The organism is Haematospirillum jordaniae (assembly GCF_001611975.1).
GTDB lineage: Bacteria > Pseudomonadota > Alphaproteobacteria > Rhodospirillales > Rhodospirillaceae > Haematospirillum > Haematospirillum jordaniae.
The window spans coordinates 1,655,779-1,674,097 of sequence record NZ_CP014525.1 but is presented as its reverse complement, the minus strand read 5'-3'; the positions used below and the strand labels follow the sequence as shown (position 1 = coordinate 1,674,097).

Sequence of the window (18,319 nt, the reverse complement as noted above, 5' to 3'; positions counted from 1 at the left end):
ATTCTCATTCATCAGGAACAGATACTTTCCTAAGCTCTTCCACAAAGCCAAAGGCTGCCATGTTTTCCATCCTCATGGGATAAAGAATCCCATCCAGATGGTCAATTTCATGCTGAACAACCCTGGCATGAAAACCTTCGGCCAGTTCATCTAACCTGTTACCGGAAAGGTCAAATCCCCGGTACCGGACGCTCTTCCAACGAGGCACTGTTCCGGCAAGTCCGGGAAGTGACAGGCAAGCTTCCACACCCTCGACACGTTCGCTGCCGACCGGTTCAAGCTCGGGGTTGATCAGCACGGTCAATGGAATCCCTGCGCTACCCGAACGCTTTTCCGGGACATGAAATACAATAATTCTCAAGGGAATATGAACCTGGGGAGCTGCCAGCCCTACACCACCGGCATCCTCCATGGTCTCAATCATGGATTCAACAATCCGCGCGACCTCTTCGCTCTTTGGGTCTTCAACGGCACGCGCGGGTTTCTGCAAGACAGGGTGACCCATGCGGGCTATTTTCAGTATTGGCATGCCCTACCCTTTGACCGTCGCGGATTCTTACCAAGGCATACACCATATCATGGCGTGTAGTGGGATACCGCAGGATTCTGCCCTATTATTTTGTTTTCCCGCGCACAATAGCGTGCTAGAACACCGTGCAGGAACACCTTGTCACAAGCAAGTGTTCCTGTTTCTTTTGCCCTGTTCTACAGGGCAAAACACACGATTTCCTGCGGAAGGAGGTGACGTCAAGTGCAGGTTCTAGTTCGTGACAACAACGTCGATCAGGCTCTCAAGGCTCTGAAGAAAAAGATGCAGCGCGAAGGAGTTTTCCGTGAAATGAAGCTCCGGCGCAGTTTTGAGAAGCGTTCCGAGAGGAAGGCCCGCGAGAAGGCTGAGGCCATCCGCCGTACGCGGAAGCTGGAGCGTAAGCGCCTCGAGCGCGACGGCTTCTAAGCCCAAGGTCGATCCGTTTGTCCCAAACGGCCTCCTTGAGTACCTGAAACCCCGCCAAGACAGTGTCTAGGCGGGGTTTTCCATACCTGAAAAGCAAGATGCAAACCCCTCTCGACCCTATATATGGAAGAAACAAGGTGGGGTAGATTTATAAGCGCCTTGCAGCTACAATGCGGTCATCCTGCGCAAATGGCTTACACGCGGAGAGAGAGCGTAGGCTTATCTGTGCTGCAGGATACATCAGGGGTGCCAAGGAGAGCGCAATGATATTCCGAGTATCTGTAACCAGCCTTGTAGCTGGTCTTCTTTTTGTGTCCGGGTCAGTCATGGCCCAAGATCTTGCCGCTGGCGAGAAAATCGCCAAAAGCCGCTGTGCAGCCTGCCACAGCTTTGACAAGGGCGGCGCACACAAGGTTGGTCCCAACCTGTTTGGAATAACAACCCGGGGGCCAGCCAAGGCTACGGGCTACGCCTATTCAACAGGCCTGACCGATGCCGCAGCAAAAGGTTTTGCCTGGGACAAGACCGAGCTCGACACCTATCTCACGGATCCTTCCAAATTTCTGGAACAAAAAACCGGGGATGCTAAGGTTCGCTCCAAGATGACCTTCAAGCTGCCCAAGGCCGATGAGCGGGCTGCTGTTATCTTGTATCTGGAAAGCCTCAAGTAAAATTATCTCATATGAAACACCCCAAGCCCCCCATCGTTGGGGGGCTTTTTTGTTACCCCAAACGAACTATGAATCATTGCTAGGAACAGCTGCTTCAAGTCCCGCCGCACGATCTCTCTCGGAAGCGTGCTTATGCTTCTCGCGGTGATCATCACCCAAGAAGCTATAGACGACAGGAAGAACAAAAAGCGTAAAGAGAGTCCCGATCAAGAGACCAGAAACAATCACAACACCAATAGAATGCCGGCTTCCTGCACCGGCACCGGAAGCAAGCGTCAGAGGAAAAGCGCCTGCAACCATGGCCGCTGTAGTCATCAGAATAGGACGCAATCGTAAAGATGCAGCATGTGCAACAGCCTCCGTACGGTCTTTTCCCCCATAAATCTGCTCTTCACGAGCAACTTCGCAAATAAGAATACCGTGCTTTGTAATGAGGCCGATCAGCGTAATCAGACCAACCTGAGTGTAAATATTCAGTGAGACCAGTCCAATAGCTAAAGGCGCCATAGCCCCAACCATGGCCAGCGGAACCGTCACCATGATAACTAGGGGATCACGGAAGCTTTCATATTGGGCAGCAAGAACAAGGTAAATAATGACCAGCGCAAATGCGAAGGTCAGCATAAGAGCGCTACCCTCGGTCACAAACTGGCGCGTCGGGCCCGCATAGTCAAAAGTATAACCGGTAGGTAACAGGCGCTGGGCTGTATCACGAAGAAAGTGGACAATATCACCCATCGCCACACCGGGCATGGGCACGGCTTGGAAAGTGGCAGAATTCAACTGATTGAACTGCCTGAGCACATTGGGCTCCGTCACGATCTCTGTACGCACAAGGCTGGATAGCGGGATCAGCTGCTCAGATGTACCACGTACGTACACTGTTCCAATCGCAGCAGGATCTAAGCGGAACTGTCGCTCTGACTTGGGAATGACTTTATAGGCCTTGCCCTCTATATCGATGCGGTTGACATGGTTACCACCATAAACACCGCCCAAGGCCATACCAATATCCTGCATAGATACGCCATAGAGCCCCGCCCGATCACGATCCACCGTTACCTTGACCTCTGGCCTGTCGTACTGCAGATCAAATTTATGGAAGATGAAATAACCACTTTTCCGGGCTGCATCGCCGAACTCCTGCAACACACCCATCAGTGAATCGTAGTCTGCCGTGGTCGATATGACAAACTGCACCGGCATTCCCCCAAACCCGGGCAAAGGTGGCAAGGAAAATGCAGATCCTCTCAAGCCAACAACCTGCTTCAGATTCCGGCCAACCTCCTCAACAACCTGCTTCTCGGAACGCTGACGCTCACCCCAAGGCTTGAGTATAACGCCAGCAAAACCATCGGACACAGCCTCCGCACCAACAATGAAGAAATAGGTATCTTTCTCGCGAACAGAATCAAAAATCCCACCAACTTGTTCAGCATAGACATCCATATACTCCGGATTGGCATCCGTAGGGCCCGTCAGCTCGACCAAGGCAATACCCTGATCCTCAGGCGGGGCAAGCTCCGAACTTGCCAGCTTAAACAAAAGAGGAAGGCTGAGAAGAACAACCGTCGCCACAATCAAGACATAACGCCAATGACGGATAGACTCAGACAGCAAGTGCTCATAACGCGCTGAAAGACGGGAAAACCAAGCATCAATCAGCTGTGCAATCCGGCTGTCATCATGGGCCTTCAGCAAATGAGCGCACATCATTGGCGACAATGTCAGCGCAATAACACCGGACACCAGGACAGACCCTGCCAATGTCAACGCGAACTCCTTGAACAGCGCACCCGTCAATCCCCCCAGAAATGCCATTGGCGCGTAAACCGCTGCCAGCGTAATCGTCATGGAAATAACGGGCACCGCAATCTCACGGGCACCGACAATGGCAGCATGAAAGGGCGACTTGCCCTCTTCTATGTGCCGATGCACGTTCTCCACCACAACAATGGCGTCATCCACAACCAGCCCAATAGCCAGAACAAATGCCAGAAGGGTCATCAGGTTGATGGAAAAGCCCATTGCCAACATCAGCGTACAGACACCGATCAGAGACAGTGGAATGGTCACAATCGGTATGACAACCGAGCGCGGAGATCCCATAAACACAAAGATAACACAGATGACAATGATCACAGCCTCAATCAGGGTTTTCAGAACCTCTCGAATGGACTCTTGTATAAAAATTGTTGAATCGTAATTTACATCAAGGTGAATCGAGGCGGGAAGATTCTCCCGTATACGCGGCAAGGCCGCACGGACATCCCGGACAACGGTCAACGGATTGGCGTCCGGCGTGGCATCAATTGATACAAACAGCGCTTTTTGGCCATTGGACAGAACCGTCACGTCTGACTGTTCCGGGCCAATCGTAACCTTGGCAAGGTCTGCCAGACGCACAACGCCATTCTCTGTTGTTTTGATAACCAGGTTTTCGACAGCATTCACGTCGCTGACACTGGTTTCGGCGCGGATGGTCATCGAATCTGTATATCCACGCAGGGAACCGGCCGCGACCTGCAGGTTATTGCGCTTCAAAACATCATAAATTTGCTCGGCCGTCAGTTGGTTCAGCGCCATCAGCTGAGGATTCAACCAAATCCGGACCGATATCTTCTGGGCCCCCAGCAAGGTAACCGATGCGACGCCAGGAATAATAGACAACTGAGGCCTGACAACACGGCTGACATAATCGGTAATCTGGGCCCGATTCAGGACCGTGCTAGAAAATGCCATATACAGGCTGGACACACCGGAGCCTGCCTTCTTCCTGACAACGGGCTCCTCCGCTTCAGAAGGAAGCTCAGAACGCGCTGCCGAGACTTGGGCCATGGCTTCGGTCATAGCCGCATTCGGGTCATGATTCAGGCGGATATACGCTGTTACAAGGCTAGAACCGGCATAACTGCTTGATGTGATATAATCAACACCATCAACACGAGCTAGGGCCGCCTGAATGGGATCACCGATGAAACCTTGCATCAGACGCGCATCTGCACCCGGGTATGCTGTTGTGACCTCGATAACCGTGTTGGACAACTCCGGATATTGCCGTACCTGCATACTGTCCAGGGAACGAATACCAAGAAGAAGAATGATGAAGCTGACGACGATTGATAAAACAGGCCTGCGAAGAAAAATATCGGTGAACCGCATCGTGGCCTCCAATCAGTCCAAGCCCAGAACGGGCGGAGATGACAGCCGGCCATCATCAACAATCTTGATCCGCGCCCCACGAGAAAGTTTGAACCCACCGACGGCAACAACACGGTCACCGGCCTTGATCCCTTCCAGAATCCGGACGCGGCCGTCACGACGCTCCCCTATACGCACAACGGTTGGAACAGAGCGAAGAACCCCGCTTCCATCATCTTCAACTTTATAGACTGTTTCTCCGTACAGAGAGTACGTCACGGCTGTAACCGGCAACGTAACCACTGCCTCGCTCTGACCACGGGATATCTCAATTCTTGCAAACATGCCCGGGCGCAGCTTCCTGTCAATATTGGAAAAACTTGCCTGTATGCGAACCAAGCCACTTCCATCAACAGATGGCTCCATGGCGCTGAGTATTCCCTCAAATACTTGACCTGGATAAGCGACAACTGATGCATGCACGGCCTGACCAATCTTCAACAAGGGCAGAATATCTTGTTCCACACCTGCATTCAGACGCATTGCTGAAAGATTCTGTAGATTTACAAGGGCATCACCGGGCTGGACATACTGCCCAAGATCTGGACGCACAAGCCCGAGATCGCCATCAAAGGGGGCACGTATAACCTTGCGCTCAATTGTGGCTCGCAGGGACTCAGCATTTGCCGTAACGGAATTGAGATTGGCCTCCGCCTCATCAAGATTGGCTTGAGAGGCTGCATCCACTTTACGCAGACTACGCAAACGCTGAACAGTAAGCCGCTGTAGCGTAACCTTGGCTTCTGCCGATCGCAGATTGGCTCTCTCAACGTCTGCATCCAGCTCAACCAAGGTATCATCGGCCTTGACTGACGCCCCTGAAGACACCCGGATAGCCTTCACAAGCCCGCCAACCGCACTGGAAACCAGAACACCCTGCTCTGCCTCCAAGGTACCAATGGCCGGAATGGTTTGCTCCCAATGGTCTTCAGCGGCAACGATTACAGCCACGGCATGTTCCGGTTCCGGTAGGTTTGCCAGAAATCTGGCAATCGCCACCTCCCGAAAAAGGCCAAGCCCTATAACCAACGCCAAGACCAAACCTACCCCAATCGTGATCAAGACAGGCTTGCGCGCAACCGATTCCAGCTTAAACAAATTCATCCCCAAATCATTGGAAAAGAGAAGGATCTGAGACCCGGCTCAAATTGTAGCATCTAAACATATAAAGAATGATAAATTACGCCGTTGGTTTCTTGGGTAGACACAGAACAGCATAGATACGGTTGATGCTATGCCTTCTGAATCAACTCTATTTTATACCCATCAGGATCTTCAATGAATGCGATCAACGTCTTGCCGTGCTTCATGGGGCCTGGTTCACGCGTGATACGCACACCCTCGGCCCTCAGAGACTCGCAAGTTGCATAAATATCTTGGACACCCAAGGCAAGGTGGCCAAACCCCGTCCCAATCTCATACGGGGCAGCTTGATCCCAATTATGGGTTAACTCTAGGACCGTATGGTCATTTTCTTCGCCATAGCCCACAAACACCAGCGTAAAGCGTCCTTCAGGATAATCACGGCGACGCAACATCTGCATACCAAGGTGGCGAGTATAAAAATCAACCGACGCTTCCAGATTCAGGACACGGATCATGGTATGCAGAAATTGAAACGTCACACTCTGTCTCCCCTTGAAAAACTACGGAACAGGATTCCCAACCCCGGAAAATTCTAGGACGGCGGCAGCAGCACGGTCCGCAGGATCACCATCTCCACCGGCCAAGTAGCGCAAGGATTGGGCAAATTCAAGGCGCTGCGCTTCTCTTTGCGACGGATCATACAAAAGAGCCTGAACAACAGGCGCAATACGCTCTGACACACACTTCTCCTGCAGAAGTTCGGGCACAATCTCACAATCACGTACAATATTGATCAAATTCACAAAGCGAAGCCTGGTCAGGCGCCGGAAGATCCACGCTGTCAGAGGAGCAACGCGATAGATAATGCAATGCGGAACGTTGGCCATTGCCAGCTCCAGTGTAACCGTACCCGAGGCAGCAACAGCCGCTGTTGAAGCGGCAAATGCGGCATAGCGATCCTGCTCCCCCCGGACAAGCACAACTCTGGCCGGCCAACCCTTTACAGTTTCTGCAACCATTGCTGAAACGGTTGCTACCGTTGGTACAACAACAACCAGATCGGGGCTTTTGGCCACCAAGGACGTTACAACATCCTTCAAAACAGGCAACAGACGCGACGTTTCGCTATGGCGGCTGCCAGGAAGAACACAAAGAACGGGACTATCAGGGGCTATATTGTGCTGTGCGCGGAAAAGCGCCCCATCTCCCCTGTCAGCCCCGCTTCCAACGACAGGATGCCCAACGTGACAACACTCCAAGCCATAAGGGCGGAACCAAGAAGGCTCGTTGGGAAGAAGACACAAAAGCGCTTGTACCGTGCGAGCAACTGTTTTTGCACGGGTTTCTTTCCACGCCCATACCATGGGAGCAACATAATGAATACGCCGCACAGATGGAGATGCCTTAGCAACCGAACGCTGCAAACGGCCCGTAAACCCCCATGAATCAACCGTGATCAACGCAACAGGTGATTCCTGCACAATGCGATCTGTAAGACTACGAATGATAGCAAGAACACGTGGAATACGGGGAATAACCTCGACCAGCCCCATAACAGCCAGCTCAGACTGATCAAGTAGACTCTCTAGGCCCTCGGCGGCCATACTTTCACCGCCAACTCCCATGAAACGGATACGTCCCCCCGTCGCCCGCTTTAGCGCAGCCATCAGGCGCGCCCCCAGAACATCGCCCGAAGGTTCGCCGGTGACAATAAAGAACAGGGGAATATCAGATGTCATGCCGGCACGTGCCCTGCTTCATCAACCCCAACAACAAATAATCCCAGCCGATCTGCTTCAGAAACAGCTTCACTACGATGAACAAACAGGCCTGCTCCGCTCTGAATAGCCACACCGCGCAAACCGGCCGCAAAAGCAGCCCGCACAGTTTCCGGGCCAATTGTAGGGAGATCTGTACGCTGTTCCTGGGCGGGTTTACGCATTTTGACAAGAACGCCTCCATTCCCATCCCTGCGCAAATCCAAGCAACGGGACAGCATTGCATCTGTCCCTTCGACCGCCTCGACGGCCAACACAATGCCTTGCTGAACCACGACACCCTGTCCGACATCAAGAAGACCAAGACTCCGTGCTACCTCGGCTCCCCTTATGATATCCTGCCGAGCTTGGTTATCCGGAGCATGACGACCCAGAACCCCGCGAGGCATCACAACATCACGCAACACATCATCAATGCCGATAACCCTGAATCCCTCTGCCTCAAACTCGGCAATCACAGCCCGAAGCAAACCATCGTCGCCCAGTGCCCGCAGACCAATCCGGGCAAAAAGCCGGGCAGCACGCCAATCCGGACACAAGTCCAGGAATCCCGGACGACGAACGGCACCAATCATCACAACATCTGTAACGCCAGCCTTTTTTAGTGCCGCAAAACCCTCTGCGGCGGCCCCCAAGCGAACCCACACATGGGGATGGGCGCCAACCCAAGATGGCTCGGCATAACCCTTAAGAGCCAGCACGAAATAAGGACGACCACCCTGACGGCACGCATCAGCCGCTTGGGCAGGAAGATCGCCGCTTCCTGCTACAATCCCCAGAACCACGGTATGCTCACCCATTGTCCATCGGCCGACAAAACGACCGGGAGGAATCTGTATCCAAGAAGCGGACAACGGCTTGAACAGGCTCGCAGTCAGGCCAACGGGACCGAACATCTTCTATGCGTTCAGACAAGACTGATGCGCTATCACCAGCTTGGAACAGTATCTTGAATGCGCTTCTCAGGCTATGAATGTCAGCTCGCCCAAAACCCCGACGCTTGAGACCGACAAGATTCAGGCCTTCCAAACGGGCACGATTCCCCATGACCGTACCATAGGGAATAATATCACCTTCCACACCTGATAACCCACCAACCATGGCATGGCACCCTATGCGGACAAACTGATGAACGGCAGCGCCACCACCAATAACGGCAAAATCATCAATCTCGACATGCCCACCCAACAGAACATGATTCATAACCAGAACACCACGACCAATCCGGCAATCGTGAGCCACGTGGCATCCCACGGCCAACATGACCTGATCACCAACAGAAGTCAGCATTCCCCCGCCTTCTGTACCAATGTTCACGGTTACATGTTCACGAATAAGGCAGTCGCGCCCAATCTCAAGCCGGGATGGTTCGCCCTTGTACTTGAGATCCTGGGGAGCCAGCCCTATTGAGGCAAAGGGAAAAATACGGGTACCGGACCCAATGCAGGTTCTGCCATCAATAACAACATGCGAGGAGACAGTAACATCCTCCCCCAGTTCAACATCGGGACCTATAACAGAGAACGCTCCAACAGAAACGCCTTCTGCCAGGCGGGCAGCTGGATCAATGATTGCGGTGGGGTGTATCAAGGGCATAGTGGCATCAACTATCCATGATCATGGCCGCATATGTTGCCTCGGCAACAACGGTATTGCCCACACGTCCCTCTGCCCGGAACTTCCACACATTCTTGCGGGCATGCTCCTTAAAGACATGTAGCTCCAGACGATCACCGGGAACAACAGGTCGGCGGAACTTTGCGCTCTCCACACTCATGAAGTACACCAGCTTGCCCTCTGCGGCCTCGCCCAAAGTAGCAACAACAAGAACAGCCGATGTCTGGGCCATGGCTTCAACAATCAGCACACCGGGCATAACGGGACGCCCGGGAAAATGCCCTTGAAAGAACGGTTCGTTAACAGAGACATTCTTTACACCAACAGCAGAAAGCCCAAGACATACATTCTCAAGACAATCCACCATCAACATGGGGTAACGATGTGGGATCATCTCCATAATCCGTTCCACATCGATCCGCTCAAAATCAACGGACGACGATGGCATCTCTTTGGCTAAATTATTTGTCATCTCTATCTGTCCATCTATCTCAAAAACATGGTGCTAGGAGGACCGACGGGAAATCAGCTTGCCCAAGGCAGCAACCTCGCGCCAGAACTCCTTAATCGGCTTGGCGGGATATCCCATCACCACCGCGCGCGCATCAACATCACGCATCACGCCAGACTGCGCCGCAATCTGGGCACCATCACCAATCACAAGATGACCGGCAATACCACCCTGACCACCAATAACAACACCTTTTCCAAGCTTTGTGCTGCCCGATATCCCAACCTGGGAAACGATGACAGAACCAGCCCCTACCTCAACGTTATGGGCAATCTGGACAAGATTATCAATCCGGCAACCAGATCCAATAACCGTATCTGGGCCAGAGCCACGGTCAATTGTTGCATTCGCACCAATTTCCACATCGTCCCCAATAACAACACGACCCAGCTGGGGAACCTTCAAATGCCCAGCAGCACCCATGGCAAAGCCAAAACCATCCTGACCAATACGGCAGCCTGGATATATAATAACCTTGTCCCCTGCAACCGTGTGCGTAACGGACGCATTGGCACCAACCACACATCCCCTGCCCAGAACAACCCCAGTACCAATAACAGCATTGGGCCCGACGACTGTCCCGGCTCCAATAGAAACACGAGCACCAACAACAGCGCCGGCCTCAATAACAACTCCGTCGCCGAGGCTGGCCGAAGAATCAAGGACAGCTGACGGGTGGATACTCGGCCCTAGGTGCGAACCAGGGTAGAAAAGTGCAGCTATCCTAGCGTAAGCTCGATACGGATCATCGCTGAACAACAAGGCAACACCCGGAGGCGCCGCATCACGGTGCGATGGATGTACAACGCAAGCAGCCGCCTTGGTAGAGCGAAACTGAGGCAAATAAGCCCGGTTATCCAAAAAAGAAAGATGACCAGCCCCGGCCGTTGACAGAGGGGCAACGTCATGTATCACCAGATCCTTGCCTTGGTCAGGGATCGCTGCATCTGCGGCCGCAGCAAGATCAACCAGACGAAAAGGACCAGCCTTGTTGAAGAAACGTGGGTCAGCCAACGAACTTACCTCTCTCCTTCCAGAACTCCACCCGTTTCATCTGGATCCGCCAACAATGACGGATCCAACATGGAAAGATGGGGAAGATCTCTGTTCAGACGCTCCAGAACTTCATCTGTGATATCAACCCGGGGGTCGAAAAGAAAAACTTGGGACCGGTAAAAAATGACGCTCATGCCCTTTTCCTGCGCCACGCCATGCACAATCTTTATCAAGGCAGACTGCACCTCAGCCATAGCCTTTGCAAATGAATGCTCCAAGGCAGCGCGCTTGGCTTGAATCTGCTTCTGGAAACGCGTCACCCGCCCTTGGAATGCCTGTTGACGGCGGGCAAGCTCCTCCTGAGAAAGCGTAGCACGAAGTTTCAAGAGAGACTCATCCTCAGCCCTCAGCTTCTTCTCCTGCTTTGCAGTTTCGCCTTGGTAAACCTCTTGGTACCTGTCCCGGTCAGCAAAAACCATACGAGCCGCCGAGGACTCAGCCATGATCTTTTGCTGATCTAGAACACCGAAAGCATACTCCTCTCTCCCTGCATGCGCCAAAGAGATCTGAAGCAGCAAGACAAGGCAGGAAATACAAACCCTAGCAACGTACCGCAAATACATCAGAAACGCGTTCCGAAGTTAAAGCGGAAGAACTCGGTCTTGTCATAGTTTTCTTTTACCAGCGCTTGGGCAAGATCAATGCTGACAGGCCCCATCGGAGACTTCCAAACCAATCCCACACCAGCAGAAACGCGCGCCTTGCTAGACTTGTTAACCTCAGATGCAAGCACACCGTCCGGTTCACCTGAAATACCATAGTCTACGAATGACTTGGCAGATATGCCCAACTCTTCAGGCAAGCCAAGAGGAAAACGAAGCTCTGTCGTACCGGCGGCAATCCACTTGGCACCAAAGGAGTCACCCGTCAACTTATCTCGGGGGCCCGCACCGCCGTACTTGAAGCCACGCAGGTTATCACCGCCTAAGTAGTAGTTTCTTACAAAACGAACATCCTGCCCAAGCCCTTCAACAGCACCAATCATACCCTGTTGCATCAGAACAGCATCGTCAGTAACCGAAATATACTGCTGCGCGTCGAGTGCGCCCCTGACAAACTTTTCGCTACCTCCAGCACCGGCAACATCCGTACTCAGACGCACGATATAGCCTTCCTTTGGCTCTATCACATTATCGCGACGGTCATAGGAAAGGGTCTGCCCGACCATGGACAAAACGCTCTTGCCTTCATTGATCCGGCTGGCAGATCCAGATTGGCGAGCCCCGCGCAAATAACGCGAAGCCGTAGCCTTGACCTTGGTAATCTCGGTTTCGCTGATCGTGTAGCGAAGCCCTTGGCGCCAATGCTCGTCATAGTCAAAGCCCAAGCGCAAACCAACGCCCATTTCCTTGATGTCGTAAGATGACTCCCGCTGCCGGTCACGCTCACGAGCAAAGACATCAAAACCAGCAGCCAAGGGACGATCAAGGAAGTAAGGCTCTGTAAAACCAAGTTCAACTTCCTGCTTGCGCTCGGCAGCCGTTAACGAAAGCCTGACGTCCTGTCCCTTACCGAGCAGGTTACGCTCACTCAGAGATGTATTGAACAGAGCACCATCGCTACTGGACCATCCGACGCCAAACATCAAGCTTCCAGTTGAACGTTCACGTACGTCAACCTTGACCGTTGTTTGATCCGGCGCAGTCTCGGAGGGAACGTTGGTCACTTCAACTTTTTCGAAAAAACCAAGATTACGGATCTTATCGCGGGAACGCCGCAAACGCGCTGAATTAAAGGCGTCGCCTTCAACAAGCTGCATCTCACGACGCAGAACACTGTCAAGAGTCCGCATATTGCCCGATATATCGATACGATCAACGTAAACCCGCGGACCTTCCTGAATCTCGTAAACAATATCGATAATACGGGATTTGCGGTCACGTTTCACACGTGGGCGCACATCAACAAAGGCATACCCCAAGGCACCGACAGCATCAGTCAATGCCTGAACGGTTTCCTCAACATAATCCGCATTATACCAATCGCCTTTCTGCCCGACGATGACAGAAGACAGATCAACAGCATCCATATCCGGAAGCGCAATCTCTATCTTTTGCTCTCCGAACGTATAGCGCTCACCTTCATCGACCGTGAAGGTCATGAAAAAACCGGAACGATCGGGGGTTAACTCCGCAACTGAAGAAATAACCCGAAAATCGGAGTAGCCTTGACGCAAATAGAACCGACGCAGCAGCTCCCGGTCATAGTTCATACGATCAGGATCGTATGTATCGGAAGAAGACAGGAAGCGATACCAACGCTCTTCCTTGGTCGCAATCATCTCTTTGAGAAGATCATCGGAGTATTTCTTGTTTCCGACGAAATTAATCCTCTGAACATACGTAGACGGCCCTTCATTGACCTCAAAAACCAAGTCAACGCGATTTTGCTCAAGCTCTATGATTTTGGGTTCGACCGTAACAGCAAACCGCCCACTGCGCCGATAGACATCCAGAACGCGCTTCACATCTTCCTGAACCTTGGTTCTGGTATAAACATGACGGGGCCGCAGCTGCAACTCTGTCTGAAGCTTCTTCTCATCAATCCGTCTGTTCCCTTCAAAAACAACGCGATTAATGATCGGATTTTCCACGACCTTCACAAGAAGAGCAGAACCGCTGCGGGTGATCGAAACATCGGCAAAAAGACCGGTTGCAAACAAACTCTTCAGAGACCCATCAACACTGTCAGGCCCCAGTTTGTCACCGGGACGAAGCGTCATGTAGGCTTTGACTGTTTCAGCCTCAATTCTCTGGTTACCCTCGACCCGGATCTCAGAAAGGGCAACAACCGCAGAATCCTGAGTCGAAACGGGACGCGCTTGGGCCTCGGACAGGACCAAACCGGGAGAAAAAGCGAAAGCAAGTGCCCCGACAGCTGTCAGCGTCAGCACAGGAGCCACAAGGGCGGGATAAGAACGACCAGACAAGGAAACCCCCGCACAGGAGAATGACAAAAGCAGGACAGAACAAAACTAGCCGGAGTGCTACCCTGCGATCAATCGCAGAATATCATTCCAAGTCGTGAAGATCATTAGCCCGAAGAGAAGGATAAGTCCAATCCTCAAACCAATCTCTTGGGCTTTCTCGCCCAAGGGGCGGCCACAAACAGCCTCCCACGCGTAAAGAACAAGGTGCCCCCCATCTAGGGCAGGAACAGGAAACAGGTTAATCAGGCCCAAGTTAACGGACAAGATAGCGACAAACATAATCATGCTGAGAAAGCCGAGCTGCGCCGCATTGCCGGAATACTCAGCGATACGTATAGGGCCACCAAGATCCTCTACGCCCCTAGTTCCGACAACAATCTGACCAAGGGCTGTCAGTGTACTGACACTCACAGACCATGTCCGGTTCACGGCCTCAACAATGGAATCAAGCGGGCCCAGACGTTCAATACGGAACGCTGAACCAGAGGAGGACACACCCAAGACAGGGATTTTCTGTGTTTTCCCAAACCCATCAGGCATCTCCCGCCATTCTGGGACCGTATGGAGAACCAGCTCCTGCCCATCGCGCAGAACCGTTACACGCATGGGAGCCGCGCCGTAAACAGGTACCAACATACGAAGATCTTCGAACTGACGAACAGCCCGCCCCTCTATGGCAATAATTTCGTCTCCGGGCTGAATACCAGCCGTAGCAGCAGGACTTCCTTCGCTGACACGATCAACGACAGCCGGCGTAAACGGTTTGCCGACAAACATAAAAACAAGAGAGAACACAACAAGGGCAAACAAGAAATTCGCAGCAGGCCCCGCAAAAACAATGGCTGCCCTTTGCCATACCCGCTTGGCTGCAAAAGCACGCTCACGATCTTCAGAAGCCACATCGGCAGCCACCGAACTGGAGGCATCGGCATCGCCCAGAAACCGGACATAGCCCCCCAAAGGAATCAGCGATATTTTCCAACGTGTTCCACGCGCATCATCAAAGCCGACAATTTCGGGGCCAAAGCCAATGGAAAAGACCTCCACATGCACACCATTCCAGCGCGCTACAAGAAAATGCCCCAACTCATGGACAAAAACCACGACAGTCAGCGTCAGAAGGAACGGAACGAGATAGGTGGAGAAAAATGAAAAAACATCCATGACGCAACGTATCCGTATCCTTCAGGAATTTATGGAGACCGCAATAACACCATCAACCGCGACCAGAAGCTACTCCGGATAATCGGGCCTGACACATCTGTACCGCAATCTCGCGGGCCTGACGGTCAACTTCCAGAACATCGGAAAGATGCTCAGGTTCCGGGCAGCCCGAAAGACGGGCCAGCGTTTCCTCGACCACAGCGGCAATATCGGTAAAGCGCAAGGAACCATCAAGAAAACGAGCAACAGCAATCTCATTGGCTGCATTAAGAACAGTCGGGGCACCACCACCCTGACGCAGGGCAAGACGAGCAAGACGAAGAGCGGGAAAACGGTTTTCGTCAGGAGGCTCGAACGTCAAGGCCCCCAAGGCATGCCAGTCCAGCCTATCCGTACGGGCCTCCATCCGGCCAGGCCACCCAAGAGCAAAGGCAATCGGAATTCGCATATCCGGCGCACCCATCTGCGCAAGGATAGATCCATCCTTGTAAGACACCATGGAATGAATAACGGACTGCGGATGAACAACAATATCGATACAGTCTTCATTGACACCAAACAGGTGACTGGCTTCAATCAGCTCCAGCCCCTTGTTCATCATCGTTGCAGAATCAACCGAAATCTTCGCACCCATAGACCAAACAGGGTGAGAAACAGCCTCATCCGGGGTTACATCGCGCATCTGCTCCACAGAGAATTGGCGGAAAGGACCACCAGAAGCCGTCAGCGTCAATTTTTCAACCTGATCCGCCACAGACTGGTCAAGAGCCTGGAAAATGGCGGAATGCTCTGAATCGACCGGCAAAAGAGTTGCACCGCAACGCGCCACCTCAGACATAACAAGGCGACCTGCGCAAACAAGCGATTCCTTGTTTGCCAAAGCAACAACAGTTCCTTGCCGAACAGCGGCCAAGGTCGGAGCAAGACCAGCAGCCCCCACAACAGACGACATGATCCAGTCAGCCGGCCTAGAGGCTGCATCAATAACGGCATCCCCCCCTGCAGCAACCTCGACACCTGTACCGGCCACCGCCATCTTCAGGTCAGAATAAAGAGCTGGATCCGCAGTCACAACAATTTCAGGGTGAAAGGCGCGAGCCTGCCGCGCCAAAAGGTCAATGTTACGATTACCAACCAAGGCAACGAGATGCCATCTCTCCGGGTTGGCAGACAGAAGATCAAGAGTGCTTGTACCAACCGAACCCGTCGAGCCAAGAACAGATACACGACGGGAATCAACAGGCTCTGCACGGTGAAGTAGGCGTTGCATCACCAAGACCCCAAGCCTCCACCCAAGGCAAGAACAACCAAAACAACAACAGGCGCTGCAGCAACAAGGCCATCAAGACGATCCAAAATACCACCGTGTCCCGGTATAATCCCACTACTGTCCTTGACCCTGAAGCGTCTTTTCACAGAAGACTCAAAAAGATCGCCAACTTGGGCCACAACAGCAAGAAGTGCGGCAAGAACCAACGCAAGCAGCCAACCCGGCATATCCAAAATAAATGGCAACGCAGCACCCGTTAGAGCAGCACACACCGCGCCACCCAGCAAACCAGCCCATGTCTTATTGGGGCTGATCCGTGGAGCAAGTTTAGGGCCACCGATAGAGCGCCCAAAAACGTAAGCCCCAGTATCCGTTGCCCATACAACAAATAAAAGCCACATGAGAGTCCAGACATCAGTCTCACCACGCAGCCAAGAAAGAGCAAGGCACGGAAGGCCAATATAAAGCACACCCATGGCAAGCCAGCCTGAGCGGCTGAATGCCGCAACAACCAGCGTTCCGACCCATACAAGCCCCAAGGAAATAAAGGGGGAATGAGGTGCCAACAGGGCAGACACAAACGTAGTTCCGGCAGCAAGCATCCCGCAACCACCAAAACGCCCCCTGCACATTCTGTCCCACTCCCAGATCATCAAGGCAGACGCAAGAGCAACGACAGATGAAAAGGCAATATCACCAAACCAGACTGCCAAAAGAACAACAGGAGCAAGAAACAACGCCGAACAGACTCTGGCTCCTAACACGGATACCCCCATACACGATAATGACAGTCAGCCCGTCAGGGCGCCAAAGCGTCGGTCCCGCCCTGCAAAAGCCTGTAAACACTTTGCAAGTTCAGCCTTATTGAAGTCAGGCCACAAGACATCTGTAAAAACAAACTCTGTATAAGCACACTGCCACAGGAGAAAATTACTGATTCTTTGCTCACCACTGGTCCGAATCAAAAGATCAGGATCGGGCAAACCGGGAATCATCAAAGAAGATGAGAATAGATCCTCGGAAATTGAACCTGCATCCAGTAACCCATCCCGGACCATCCCGGCTAACTTCTGAACCGCTGAAACAATCTCAGCCCGACTGCCATAATTAATGGCGATCACAAGATCGAGCAAACCGTTACCAGCTGTTCTTTCTTCTGCATCTGCCATCAGAGCAGCAATATCATCTGCCAATCCGCAGCGATCACCCATAAACCTCAGGCGCACACCCTCAGCATCCAGACGTGATATTTCAGACTTTAGATAAAGACGAAGCAACCCCATCAAAGCAGACACCTCGGACTGCGGTCGCTTCCAGTTCTCAGACGAGAAGCCAAACAAGGTCAGCTGATCAATACCAAGCGAGGGAGCAGCCTCAACCACAGCCTTTACAGCGTCAGCACCACGCTTGTGACCGGCCACCCGGGGCAGTCCTCTTTTCTGCGCCCAGCGACCGTTACCATCCATGATGATTGCCACATGCAAGGCTATAAACCCTTCAGCTTGTTAGAAACCTGCTAAAACAGAAGCTACACGACAACACTATACCTGCATGATCTCTTTCTGCTTATGATCAAGAACCTCATCCAAGGACTTGATCGTCTCATCGGTCATCTTCTGTATTTCAGCGGTATAAGTATGAAGCTCATCCTGTGAGATCAGTCCATCTTTTTCCATTTTCTTCAGGTTGTCATTCCCGTCACGACGTACATTACGCACGGCAATCCGTGTTGTCTCTGCATACTTGGCCGCAACTTTCGTCAATTCCTGGCGCCGTTCCTCTGTCAAGGGAGGGACCGGAATGCGAATGGTCTGGCCATCCGCCATGGGGTTAAGTCCAAGGCCGGCATCACGAATAGCCTTCTCAGCTGCCTTGACCATTCCCTTGTCCCAAACGCTGACCGTCAACATCCTAGGCTCAGGAGAACCAACAGTACCCACTTGGTTCAATGGCATGCTCTGACCATAAGCCTCAACCTGCACAGGATCAAGGAGGCTGATGTGCGCACGTCCTGTGCGCAAACCGGCAAACTCTTTTCTCATCACCTCAACGGCCTGCTCCATACGGTGCCGGATATCTTT

18 protein-coding genes are annotated in these 18,319 nt (G+C 52.6%); 2 read left to right on the top strand and 16 right to left on the bottom strand.

What is annotated here, in order from left to right:
- Positions 1-4: 4 nt before the first annotated feature.
- Complete coding sequence (gene def / locus AY555_RS07860; protein WP_066135379.1) at positions 5-529, bottom strand: peptide deformylase; 525 nt, start codon at positions 527-529, stop codon at positions 5-7.
- A 222-nt stretch (positions 530-751) separates the two neighbouring features.
- On the opposite strand from def, the gene rpsU reads away from it, so the two are divergent.
- Both rpsU and AY555_RS07850 read left to right on the top strand, forming a co-directional pair.
- A complete protein-coding gene (rpsU, locus tag AY555_RS07855; RefSeq protein WP_066135377.1) occupies positions 752-955 on the top strand; it encodes a 30S ribosomal protein S21 in 204 nt (67 codons plus the stop codon).
- A gap of 263 nt (positions 956-1,218) precedes the next feature.
- Positions 1,219-1,626, top strand: coding sequence for a c-type cytochrome (locus tag AY555_RS07850; RefSeq protein WP_066135375.1), 408 nt, complete (start codon positions 1,219-1,221; stop codon positions 1,624-1,626).
- Between the two features lie 66 nt (positions 1,627-1,692).
- Here AY555_RS07850 and AY555_RS07845 read toward each other — a convergent pair whose 3' ends face one another.
- The 15 genes from AY555_RS07845 to frr all read right to left on the bottom strand — a co-directional run bounded on the left by AY555_RS07845 (position 1,693) and on the right by frr (position 18,301).
- Positions 1,693-4,788: an efflux RND transporter permease subunit gene (locus AY555_RS07845; RefSeq protein WP_066135373.1), complete on the bottom strand. Its 3,096-nt coding sequence runs from the start codon at positions 4,786-4,788 to the stop codon at positions 1,693-1,695.
- Between the two features lie 12 nt (positions 4,789-4,800).
- Complete coding sequence (locus AY555_RS07840) at positions 4,801-5,931, bottom strand: efflux RND transporter periplasmic adaptor subunit (RefSeq protein ID WP_066135371.1); 1,131 nt, start codon at positions 5,929-5,931, stop codon at positions 4,801-4,803.
- Between the two features lie 128 nt (positions 5,932-6,059).
- Positions 6,060-6,428 (bottom strand): lactoylglutathione lyase, encoded by a 369-nt coding sequence (gene gloA, locus AY555_RS07835; RefSeq protein WP_066136803.1) that lies wholly within the window; start codon positions 6,426-6,428, stop codon positions 6,060-6,062.
- Between the two features lie 45 nt (positions 6,429-6,473).
- Entirely contained in the window at positions 6,474-7,652 is a 1,179-nt protein-coding gene (gene lpxB / locus AY555_RS07830; RefSeq protein ID WP_066135369.1) for a lipid-A-disaccharide synthase, read from the bottom strand.
- Entirely contained in the window at positions 7,649-8,491 is an 843-nt protein-coding gene (locus AY555_RS07825; RefSeq protein WP_066135367.1) for an LpxI family protein, read from the bottom strand. The genes lpxB and AY555_RS07825 overlap by 4 nt, the downstream gene beginning before the upstream one ends.
- Complete coding sequence (gene lpxA / locus AY555_RS07820) at positions 8,484-9,287, bottom strand: acyl-ACP--UDP-N-acetylglucosamine O-acyltransferase (RefSeq protein ID WP_066135365.1); 804 nt, start codon at positions 9,285-9,287, stop codon at positions 8,484-8,486. The genes AY555_RS07825 and lpxA overlap by 8 nt, the downstream gene beginning before the upstream one ends.
- A 7-nt stretch (positions 9,288-9,294) precedes the next feature.
- Positions 9,295-9,780, bottom strand: a complete 486-nt coding sequence (gene fabZ, locus AY555_RS07815; protein ID WP_245176908.1) for a 3-hydroxyacyl-ACP dehydratase FabZ — start codon at positions 9,778-9,780, stop codon at positions 9,295-9,297.
- Positions 9,781-9,813: 33 nt separating this feature from the next.
- Entirely contained in the window at positions 9,814-10,833 is a 1,020-nt protein-coding gene (gene lpxD / locus AY555_RS07810) for a UDP-3-O-(3-hydroxymyristoyl)glucosamine N-acyltransferase (protein WP_066135361.1), read from the bottom strand.
- A 5-nt stretch (positions 10,834-10,838) separates the two neighbouring features.
- Positions 10,839-11,438 carry an OmpH family outer membrane protein gene (locus tag AY555_RS07805; protein ID WP_066135359.1) on the bottom strand — a complete coding sequence of 200 codons (600 nt, stop codon included), beginning with the start codon at positions 11,436-11,438 and terminating at the stop codon, positions 10,839-10,841.
- Positions 11,438-13,804, bottom strand: coding sequence for an outer membrane protein assembly factor BamA (bamA, locus tag AY555_RS07800; RefSeq protein WP_082812083.1), 2,367 nt, complete (start codon positions 13,802-13,804; stop codon positions 11,438-11,440). Before bamA ends, AY555_RS07805 begins: the two co-directional genes overlap by 1 nt.
- Before the next feature lie 57 nt (positions 13,805-13,861).
- Complete coding sequence (gene rseP, locus AY555_RS07795) at positions 13,862-14,968, bottom strand: RIP metalloprotease RseP (protein ID WP_066135357.1); 1,107 nt, start codon at positions 14,966-14,968, stop codon at positions 13,862-13,864.
- Positions 14,969-15,020: 52 nt separating this feature from the next.
- The gene (locus tag AY555_RS07790) at positions 15,021-16,238 is read right to left on the bottom strand and encodes a 1-deoxy-D-xylulose-5-phosphate reductoisomerase (protein ID WP_066135355.1); all 1,218 of its coding nucleotides are present in this window, start codon (positions 16,236-16,238) and stop codon (positions 15,021-15,023) included.
- Positions 16,238-17,002: a phosphatidate cytidylyltransferase gene (locus tag AY555_RS07785; protein ID WP_066136800.1), complete on the bottom strand. Its 765-nt coding sequence runs from the start codon at positions 17,000-17,002 to the stop codon at positions 16,238-16,240. The genes AY555_RS07790 and AY555_RS07785 overlap by 1 nt, the downstream gene beginning before the upstream one ends.
- Before the next feature lie 27 nt (positions 17,003-17,029).
- Complete coding sequence (locus AY555_RS07780) at positions 17,030-17,722, bottom strand: isoprenyl transferase (protein WP_280648682.1); 693 nt, start codon at positions 17,720-17,722, stop codon at positions 17,030-17,032.
- A 57-nt stretch (positions 17,723-17,779) separates the two neighbouring features.
- Complete coding sequence (gene frr, locus AY555_RS07775) at positions 17,780-18,301, bottom strand: ribosome recycling factor (protein ID WP_066136797.1); 522 nt, start codon at positions 18,299-18,301, stop codon at positions 17,780-17,782.
- Between the last annotated feature and the right edge of the window lie 18 nt (positions 18,302-18,319).

Bases quoted from the DNA above. Each gene is read 5' to 3' on its own strand.
- AY555_RS07850 (WP_066135375.1), top strand. From the start codon at position 1,219: ATGATATTCCGAGTATCTGTAACCAGCCTTGTAGCTGGTCTTCTTTTT.
- fabZ (WP_245176908.1), bottom strand. From the start codon at position 9,780: ATGACAAATAATTTAGCCAAAGAGATGCCATCGTCGTCCGTTGATTTT.
- rseP (WP_066135357.1), bottom strand. From the start codon at position 14,968: ATGGATGTTTTTTCATTTTTCTCCACCTATCTCGTTCCGTTCCTTCTG.
- lpxB (WP_066135369.1), bottom strand. From the start codon at position 7,652: ATGACATCTGATATTCCCCTGTTCTTTATTGTCACCGGCGAACCTTCG.
- lpxA (WP_066135365.1), bottom strand. From the start codon at position 9,287: ATGCCCTTGATACACCCCACCGCAATCATTGATCCAGCTGCCCGCCTG.
- AY555_RS07845 (WP_066135373.1), bottom strand. From the start codon at position 4,788: ATGCGGTTCACCGATATTTTTCTTCGCAGGCCTGTTTTATCAATCGTC.
- frr (WP_066136797.1), bottom strand. From the start codon at position 18,301: ATGGAGCAGGCCGTTGAGGTGATGAGAAAAGAGTTTGCCGGTTTGCGC.
- AY555_RS07805 (WP_066135359.1), bottom strand. From the start codon at position 11,438: ATGTATTTGCGGTACGTTGCTAGGGTTTGTATTTCCTGCCTTGTCTTG.
- def (WP_066135379.1), bottom strand. From the start codon at position 529: ATGCCAATACTGAAAATAGCCCGCATGGGTCACCCTGTCTTGCAGAAA.
- AY555_RS07825 (WP_066135367.1), bottom strand. From the start codon at position 8,491: ATGGGTGAGCATACCGTGGTTCTGGGGATTGTAGCAGGAAGCGGCGAT.
- gloA (WP_066136803.1), bottom strand. From the start codon at position 6,428: ATGATCCGTGTCCTGAATCTGGAAGCGTCGGTTGATTTTTATACTCGC.
- AY555_RS07840 (WP_066135371.1), bottom strand. From the start codon at position 5,931: ATGAATTTGTTTAAGCTGGAATCGGTTGCGCGCAAGCCTGTCTTGATC.
- AY555_RS07790 (WP_066135355.1), bottom strand. From the start codon at position 16,238: ATGCAACGCCTACTTCACCGTGCAGAGCCTGTTGATTCCCGTCGTGTA.